Raw genomic sequence first — 9,047 nt, forward strand, 5'->3', positions numbered from 1 at the left:
CAATGCTTTCCCGAATGTCATTGTTGTCTTCTATCACCACTACTTTTTTATTCATGATTGCTTGAACGGATTTAACTCTTTCCTGAACTGATACAATGTACTAAAAATCAGCGAATTATTGGGAGTAAATAATGATATGTATCACATTTTACACACCATAAGATCACCTTTTGAGGAAAAGGCTATGTCTAATTTAGATGAAATTTGTAACAAGTATCCCATGGAAAGAGTTAATGACTGTATTCTTGCACTGAATATGGGGTCATCCAGTTTAAAATTTAAACTGTTTGATGTCCTGACCAGAAAAATGAAAGTCTCTGGCATAGCTAATTCATCTGACGGAAAATTTTTAGAGTTTTTGGTTAAGGATTCCGAGGGCCGGATCTTAGAACCATGGTTTTTAAGCAAAAAGGATAAAAAAGGTGTTATTGATGAATTTATCCAATGGCTCAAGTCACATGAAAAGGAATTTCCCCTGGTCTGCATTGGACATCGCATTGTCCAGGGTGGCCCCGCGCATTTTAATCCAATCGTAATTAATCAGGAGGTCATTTCAGACCTGGAAAAATATATTTATCTGGCACCAAATCACTTGCCAGAAGAAATTGATCTGATCAATACTTTTGGCGCCGCATTCGAAGGAATAAAACAGATCGCCTGCTTTGATACCTGTTTTCATCAGAATATGCCGCACAATGCCAGATATTATCCGCTCGATGAAAAATACAAGGCATCGGGCCTGATCCGGTATGGTTTCCATGGCCTTTCCTATGAGTTTATTATGCAAAGACTGGCAGAACAAATTCTTCATCCTGCCAGACAAAAGATCATTATTGCCCATTTAGGCAATGGAGCAAGTATGGTCGCTGTAAAAAAAGGAATCAGTATAGATACCACAATGGGTATAAGCCCGATGGGTGGAATGGTGATGGGTACACGATCTGGTGATCTTGACCCGGGTGTGATGCTGTTGCTGATGAAACAGGAGGATTTAAATGCGGATCAACTAGATGATTTGCTCAGTAAACATTCGGGAATGCTTGCCATAGCAGGGAGTGGGGATGTTGAAGAATTACTCGACCAGGAAAAGATAAATCCGAAAGCTAAGGAAGCGCTTTGCCTATTCTGTTATCAGGCAAAGAAGTCTATTGGCGCACTTGCAGCAGCGATGGGGGGGCTGGATACCCTCGTTTTTACCGGAGGTATAGGAACACATTCCTCCGTAATCAGAGAACGCATTTGCCATGACTTGAGTTTTTTGGGAATTATTCTTGAGCAGCAAGCCAACCAAAATAACAGTGAAATTATTTCCGCAGAAAGCAGCTGGGTAACGGTATGCGCATTGGAGACGAATGAAGAACAAATTATTGCCCAGCATGCCTATGACCTTTTAAATCCTAAAATTTAAACATATGAATATTTTATCGGATCAGGATCTACAAAAAATGCAAGCCTACTGGCAGGCAGCGAATTTTCTGGCAGTTGGCCAGATTTACCTGCAGGATAATGCCCTTTTAAAACAGCCTTTGAAACCAGAACATATCAAACCACGCTTATTGGGGCATTGGGGCACTTCGCCCGGGCTAAATCTAATTTATGTGCACCTGAACAGGTTGATTAAGGAGACCGGGGCAAATATATTATATGTATGTGGTCCCGGCCACGGAGCGCCGGCAATTATAGCGCATACCTATCTTGAAGGTACGTATTCGGAATTATTTCCAGGTATAGAACAGAACGAACGGGGACTTAGACAACTGTTCAGGCAGTTTTCTACGCCAGGCGGCATTCCCAGCCACGTGGGGGCGCATACCCCGGGATCTATACATGAAGGAGGGGAACTTGGGTACTCGCTGATGCACGCTTTTGGGGCAGCGATGGACAACTCGGATTTGCTTGTGGCCTGTGTGGTTGGAGATGGGGAAGCAGAAACCGGGCCGCTGGAGGGCAGCTGGAAATCGGTAGCCTTTTTAAACCCCAGAACAGATGGAGCAGTATTACCCATTTTACACCTTAATGGTTATAAGATATCAGGCCCTACAGTTTTAGCACGAAAAAACGACAAAGCTTTAAGACAGCTGTTTACCGGATATGGCTATGAAGTATTTTTTGTAGAAGGAAATGACCCTGTGCTGGTTCATCAGCTCATGGCAGATATTTTGAACCAGGCTTATTTAAGGATTAAAGAGATACAAAAAAGAGCAAGGAAAAATAATGATCTGGAAGAGATTCAGTGGCCCATGATTATTTTACGCACTCCTAAGGGCTGGACAGGCCCTAAAGAATGGCATGGAGTACCTATAGAAGGCACCTTTCGGTCACACCAGGTTCCGTTGTCAGGTGTTAAAGAAGATCCCGAAAAGCTTAAATTACTGGAAAGCTGGATGAGGAGTTATCGTCCGGAAACCTTGTTCGATCAGGAAGGAAAACTGCTTTCTGACATTCGTTCCATGGCGCCGCAGGGAGAATTAAGAATGAGTGCATTACCTTGTGCCAATGGCGGGGCATTACTTAAAGATTTGATCCTGCCAGATTTTAAGCATTACGGTATATTGATGGCCAGGCCAGGAGAAACTGAGGCAGAAAGCACAAGGGATTTTGGGAAATACCTTAGAGACGTTTTTGTGTTGAACCGCGACCACCGTAATTTTCGGCTATTTTGCCCTGATGAAACCACTTCCAACAGACTGGAAGCTGTTTTTGAAGTTACTGAACGCTGCACAATGGAAGCCATTATAGCAAATGACGATAAGCTTGCGAAAGACGGGAGGGTAATGGAGGTATTAAGTGAACACCTTTGCGAAGGATGGCTTGAAGGCTACCTGCTCACCGGACGGCATGGATTATTTCCATGTTACGAAGCTTTTGTAACCATTGTAGATTCTATGGTCAGCCAATATGCCAAATGGCTCAAGACGTCAAGAGAGTTGCCCTGGAGAAAACCGGTTGCTTCCTTAAATTACCTGCTGACTTCTCACGCATGGAGGCAAGACCACAATGGTTACAGCCACCAGGGGCCTGGTTTTATAGACACCGTAGTCAACAAGAAAAGTTCAGTAATACGGATATATTTACCGCCTGATGCGAATACTTTGCTGTCTGTGATGGATCATTGTTTTCGGAGCAAAGATTATGTAAACGTGGTCGTTGCTGGAAAACAACCAGAATTACAGTGGTTGAATATGGAACAGGCCATTGCACATTGTGCCAGGGGAGCTTCCAGCTGGCCATGGGCCGGGAACGAAAATGAACAGAACCCGGATGTAATACTGGGGTGTGCCGGAGATGTACCTACACTGGAAGCTGTGGCTGCTGCCTGGATATTAAGAAAACATATGCCCGGTCTCAAAGTACGTTTAGTGAATGTAGTTGACCTGATGTCTATGTCGCCTGCAGCCTATCATCCTCATGGAATGAGTGAAGACTTGTTTTTGGAGTTGTTTACCGCTTCGGCCCCTGTGATCTTTGCTTTTCATGGTTATGTCCGGATTATTCACGACCTGGTACATGGCCGGCCAGATCCAGCCAGATTCCATGTAAGGGGATTTATGGAAGAAGGAACCACCACCACACCTTTTGATATGGTCGTCCTGAATGAGATGAGCAGATATCATCTGGCCATGGAGGCTGTAAAGCGGGTTCCGAAGATGCATCAGCAGGCCGATGCTTTTATTCAGTATTGCGAGAATAAATTAAAAGAACATAAACAATACATCTGTACCTATCTAGATGATATGCCGGAGATTAAAAACTGGAAATGGAGCAATGAATAAATCCGAAAATTAAAATTTGTTTGCGTGATATTGATCACAATTTAATCCGGTCTTTTTAGGAAACTGTAACCTTCCTGGTGAAAATCAGTAAAGAGATAAGTGAAGAAGACAAACTACAGCAAAAAATTGATGCCTTTATACATGAGATTTCCGCTCAAATCAATTATCCAAAAATCAAATACGAATATGTTTGAAATATCGATGTAAATAATGGTTTAGACTGCCCGCAAAATGAGCATGTAATTTATTTGTAGTTAATCCGGTTTGTTTCTCCATTATGCTCTTCAGTTCAAATCATATAAAATAATTGTAAATGAAACGAAGTTTTTCTATTAAAACATGTTTAAATTCAATCACATTAATGATATTGTCACTTATTTGAATAGAAATATGCGTAAATTTATTTAGATCGGGATGAGCTGGATTTTAGGCACAAATAACGCAGATAATTAAATGAGACCGTTGAAATCTATTATCTTAAACCTTGCTCTGTTTATTGGCTTAAATGCCTGCGCACAAGAGTTACCCGTTCTTAAAATCAAAAATGTTTACCAGTTGGCTAAAGAGAATTATCCACTAACCAAACAACATGACCTGATTGCTAAAACCAAAGATTATTCGCTGCAGAATGCTGCACGTGGTTATTTGCCTGCGTTCTCCGTCAGCGGTCAGGCCACTTATCAGTCAACCGTAACCAGTTTTCCTTTTACCATACCCATTCCAGGCTTTTCTACCCCTCAATATGATAAAGATCAGTATAAAATTTATGGTCAGATCGACCAGGTGATCTATGATGGGGGTATGATCCGTAATCAGAAACAAACGGTCAAAACCACGGCCCTGGTTCAGGAGCAGAGCCTGGAAGTAGAGTTATACCAACTTTATGACCGCGTAAATCAGCTCTTTTTTGGTGTTATTCTTATTGATGAACAATTGAAACAGAATGAGCTGCTGGCAAAAGACGTTCAGACTGGAATCGATAAAGCAAAGGCACTGGTATCTAATGGAGTGGCTTACCGGAGCAGCGTAGAAGAACTACTTGCCCAAATGTTACAGACAGAACAGGCCCGGGTAGAACTCAAAGCCACAAGAAAAGCCTATACAGACATGCTTTCTCAATTTATTAACTTACAGGTCAACGAGAAAACGGTCTTTGAAAAACCAGTATCGCCCATATTGAACAATCAGTTTAACCGGCCCGAACTGCTGCTGTATAACCATCAGAAAAAAGTTTATGACGATCAGGAGCATCTTTTAAATGTTCAGCTCAGACCAAAGTTTGGCTTTTTTGCCCAGGGTGGCTACGCCCGGCCTGGCTTAAACATGCTCAGTAATGAATTTGCCTGGTACTATCTTGGTGGGGTAAAACTCAGCTGGAACCTGGGCAGCTTGTACACCTATAGAAATCAAAAAAGGATATTCGAAATCAATAAAACATCGGTTGATCTTCAAAGAGAGACTTTTGTATTCAACAGCAGTCTTGTTCAAAAGCAGCAACAGGCCGCTATCTCAAAATTTACGGATCTTTTAAAGAATGATGATGCGATTATTCAGCTCCGCGAGTCTGTAAAGAAAGCCTCTGCCGCACAATTAGAAAATGGCGTACTCAGTGTACACGACTATATCCTTGTGGTGAATGCAGAAGATCAGGCTAGGCAAAATCTGATCCTGCACCAAATACAAATGCTTCAGGCACAGTATAATTATCAAAATACAATGGGTAATATAATCAATTAATTTATGAAGATCTGGAAATACACATTGATGGGCATTGCGGTTGTACTTGCGGCATGTAACTCCAAGGATAAGCTGTCTGATGCATCGGGAACCTTTGAGGCAGATGAAGTCATCATATCTTCAGAAGTACCTGGAAAGATCCTCACTTTAAACCTGGAAGAAGGTTCGAATTTAAAGAAAGACAGTGTGGTAGGCGTTATCGATCCCGTACCTCTGCAATTACAAAAAGCACAGGTGGAAGCAACAATCGGTGCTCTGCATCAAAAAACGATGGATGTGAAACCTCAGGTCAAACTGCTGCAAGATCAGACAGAAGTATTAAAAGTACAGCTGATCAATGCCTTTTATGAAAGGGCCCGTGTACAAAATCTAATTAAGGCGGATGCAGCTACTACAAAACAACTGGATGACATTGACCTTCAGATCAATGTATTGAAAAGGCAGATTGCCGCCAATAAACAACAGGTAAAAGTACAGGAAACGACAATAGGTACGCAAAACAAGAGCGTATTAAGCGAATATCAGCCTTTGAAAAAATCTGTTGCACAGATTGATGACCAGCTGAGCAGAACACGCATCGTCAATCCGGTAAATGGCACCGTATTGAGCAAATACGCGATGGCCGGAGAAATTACCGCTGCAGGTAAAGCCTTGTATAAAATTGCAGATCTTTCTATCCTCACCCTGAGGGCTTACATCACCGAAACGCAATTGTCTCAGATTAAACTCAATGAAAGCGTAAAGGTGTTGGTTGATAATGGTTCAGAAAGTTATAAAGGATATCCGGGAACCATTACAATGATCGCAGATAAAGCAGAGTTTACCCCAAAAACCATACAAACCAAAGATGAACGGGCCAACCTGGTCTATGCTATTAAAGTACATGTAAAGAATGATGGCTTACTTAAAATTGGGATGTATGGAGAGATTAAGTTTGATGCTAAGTGATGAAAACCATAACTGTTGAGCAACTTGTGAAGAACTACCAGAATGGCAAGGTAGTGACCAATGCTTTAAAAGGCATATCTTTTTCTGTGGATCAAGGCGAGATCTTTGGTGTAATTGGTCCCGACGGTGCAGGCAAAACCTCTTTATTCAGGATATTGACTACCTTACTCGAGGCAGACAGCGGCACAGCTACCGTAGATGGCTTTGATGTTGTAAAAGACCTCAAAAAGATCAGGAATTGTGTAGGCTATATGCCAGGAAAGTTCTCCTTATATCCAGACCTGACTGTACAAGAGAACCTGGAGTTTTTTGCTTCTATTTTTAATACCTCCATAGAAGAGAATTACAACCTGATCAAAGAGATTTACCAGCAGATAGAACCCTTTAAAAACAGAAGGGCAGGTCAGTTGTCTGGCGGTATGAAACAAAAGCTTGCCTTGAGCTGTGCATTGATCCATAAACCAACAGTCCTGTTCCTTGATGAACCGACAACTGGCGTAGATGCGGTTTCCAGAAAGGAATTCTGGGAAATGCTGCACAGACTTAAAATCCAGGGCATTACGATATTGGTTTCTACCGCTTATATGGATGAGGCCACCTTATGCGACCGTGTAGCCTTAATCCAGAACGGACAATTGCTTTCTGTTAACACCCCGAAAGGGATAATTTCAGAATACCCTAATTCTTTATGGGCCATCCGCGCCAATGAAATGTACGCCTTGCTTCATGCCATCAAAGCAGATCCGGATATAGAAAGCTGTTATCCCTTTGGTCAATACCACCATGTTGCCTTTAAAAACCCGGATTCGAATCAAAAAAAGCTGGAACAGATTGTTCAAAATGGTCAATATACTGATGTGGAGATCAAGACCATTACCCCCAATATAGAAGATTGTTTTATGGCTTTAATGAATTGAGGAATGGAAAATAACAAAGTAATCACAGCAAAAGACCTCACTAAAAAGTTCGGAGATTTTGTAGCCGTTGACCATATCAGTTTTGAAGTAGAAAAAGGGGAGATCTTTGGCTTTCTTGGTGCAAACGGGGCCGGTAAAACAACTGCAATGAGGATCTTGTGCGGATTATCCCTGCCCACATCCGGAATAGCCACGGTAGCTGGTTTTGATATTTACAAGCAAACCGAAATGATCAAGAAACGCATTGGCTACATGAGCCAGAAATTCTCTCTTTATGAAGATCTGACCGTTTTTGAAAACATCCGGTTCTATGGTGGGATTTATGGCTTGCGAGATGAACAGATCCGTCAGAAAACGGCCTCGTTGATGAAACAACTGCATCTTGAAGGAGAAGAGAAAACCATGGTGAGGTCTTTGCCGCTTGGATGGAAACAAAAACTGGCCTTTTCTATAGCCATTGTGCACGATCCGGCTATTGTTTTTTTAGATGAACCTACAGGTGGGGTAGACCCTGTGGCCCGAAGAGAGTTCTGGAGTATGATCTATGATGCTTCCGAACGTGGCATCACCATTTTTGTGACTACACACTATATGGACGAAGCGGAGTATTGCGACCGGGTTTCTATTATGGTGGATGGTCGGATTGACGCCCTGGACTCACCAGCAAACCTGATGAAAAATTATGGTGTAAACTCCATGGACGAAGTCTTTTTGCAATTGGCAAGAAAAGCTGTAAGAACAGCAGAATAATAAAGAAAACGACAATGAAACAGTTTCTCATCTTTATTAAAAAGGAATGGCTGCACATCTGGAGAGACAGGAGAACATTGTTTATCCTGATCTGGATGCCTGTTGTCCAGATCTTACTTTACGGTTTTGCCTTAACGAATGAAGTTAAGAATTCCAAAATTGCCATTTTTGATCAGTCAAAAGATGAGGCCTCCAGGGTTATTTCTAACAGAATTGCAGCCAGCAGATATTTTAGCCTGGTCAAAAACGTCCATACTTATCAGGATATTGGTGCCACCTTTAAACAAGGAAAGATCAGGATGGCTATTGTTTTTTCTGCCGGTTTCCGCAGTGATCTGCTGCATGCCAACCATGCACAGATACAGCTGATCGCCGATGCTTCAGATCCCAATACTGCCAATACACTGACCAATTATGCCAGTGCCATCGTCAACGATTACCAGCAAGAACTCAACCAGCATCAGGATTTGCCTTATACCATACAGGTGCAGGTCAGAATGCTGTATAACCCTGAATTGAAAGGCGCTTATAATTTTGTGCCGGGAGTAATGGCTTTGGTATTGATGCTGGTCTGTGCCATGATGACTTCCATCTCTATCGTAAAAGAGAAAGAAATCGGCACTATGGAAGTGATATTGGTATCCCCTTTGAAACCTTTCCGGATTATCATAGCCAAAACGATTCCTTATCTCCTGGTTTCTTTACTCAATATTGCGAGCATATTGTTGTTAAGTGTTTATGCCCTTGGTGTACCCATTGTGGGAAGTCTAACATTACTCCTCGCCGAAAGTATTCTATTTACCATTACTTCCTTGTCTGTTGGCATCTTGATCTCCAATACTGCAAAAACACAACAAACCGCCATGTTTACTTCGATGATGAGTTTGTTCCTGCCAACACTTCTGTTCAGTGGATTTCTGTT

Annotated in this window: 7 protein-coding genes; all 7 read left to right on the forward strand. The window is 42.0% G+C overall.

What is annotated here, in order from left to right; genetic code table 11:
- The first annotated feature begins 220 nt into the window (after window positions 1-220).
- Window positions 221-1,408 (forward strand): acetate/propionate family kinase, encoded by a 1,188-nt coding sequence (locus tag VNZ46_RS09415; RefSeq protein WP_325559878.1) that lies wholly within the window; start codon window positions 221-223, stop codon window positions 1,406-1,408.
- Window positions 1,409-1,412: 4 nt separating this feature from the next.
- The gene (locus VNZ46_RS09420; RefSeq protein ID WP_325559879.1) at window positions 1,413-3,773 is read left to right on the forward strand and encodes a phosphoketolase family protein; all 2,361 of its coding nucleotides are present in this window, start codon (window positions 1,413-1,415) and stop codon (window positions 3,771-3,773) included.
- 462 nt (window positions 3,774-4,235) lie between these two features.
- Window positions 4,236-5,510: a TolC family protein gene (locus VNZ46_RS09425; protein WP_325559880.1), complete on the forward strand. Its 1,275-nt coding sequence runs from the start codon at window positions 4,236-4,238 to the stop codon at window positions 5,508-5,510.
- Between the two features lie 3 nt (window positions 5,511-5,513).
- The gene (locus tag VNZ46_RS09430) at window positions 5,514-6,458 is read left to right on the forward strand and encodes an HlyD family secretion protein (RefSeq protein WP_325559881.1); all 945 of its coding nucleotides are present in this window, start codon (window positions 5,514-5,516) and stop codon (window positions 6,456-6,458) included.
- The gene (locus VNZ46_RS09435; protein ID WP_325559882.1) at window positions 6,458-7,375 is read left to right on the forward strand and encodes an ABC transporter ATP-binding protein; all 918 of its coding nucleotides are present in this window, start codon (window positions 6,458-6,460) and stop codon (window positions 7,373-7,375) included. Before VNZ46_RS09430 ends, VNZ46_RS09435 begins: the two co-directional genes overlap by 1 nt.
- A 3-nt stretch (window positions 7,376-7,378) precedes the next feature.
- Complete coding sequence (locus VNZ46_RS09440; protein WP_325559883.1) at window positions 7,379-8,125, forward strand: ABC transporter ATP-binding protein; 747 nt, start codon at window positions 7,379-7,381, stop codon at window positions 8,123-8,125.
- Between the two features lie 14 nt (window positions 8,126-8,139).
- A partial coding sequence (locus VNZ46_RS09445; protein WP_325559884.1) for an ABC transporter permease occupies window positions 8,140-9,047 on the forward strand: 908 nt, incomplete at its 3' end.

Origin of the sequence: Pedobacter sp., assembly GCF_035566355.1 — a bacterium.
Lineage (GTDB): Bacteria > Bacteroidota > Bacteroidia > Sphingobacteriales > Sphingobacteriaceae > Pedobacter.

Excerpts from the sequence above, each read along its gene's own strand:
- VNZ46_RS09435 (WP_325559882.1), top strand. The coding sequence starts at position 6,458 with ATGAAAACCATAACTGTTGAGCAACTTGTGAAGAACTACCAGAATGGC.
- VNZ46_RS09440 (WP_325559883.1), top strand. The coding sequence starts at position 7,379 with ATGGAAAATAACAAAGTAATCACAGCAAAAGACCTCACTAAAAAGTTC.
- VNZ46_RS09420 (WP_325559879.1), top strand. The coding sequence starts at position 1,413 with ATGAATATTTTATCGGATCAGGATCTACAAAAAATGCAAGCCTACTGG.
- VNZ46_RS09415 (WP_325559878.1), top strand. The coding sequence starts at position 221 with ATGGAAAGAGTTAATGACTGTATTCTTGCACTGAATATGGGGTCATCC.
- VNZ46_RS09430 (WP_325559881.1), top strand. The coding sequence starts at position 5,514 with ATGAAGATCTGGAAATACACATTGATGGGCATTGCGGTTGTACTTGCG.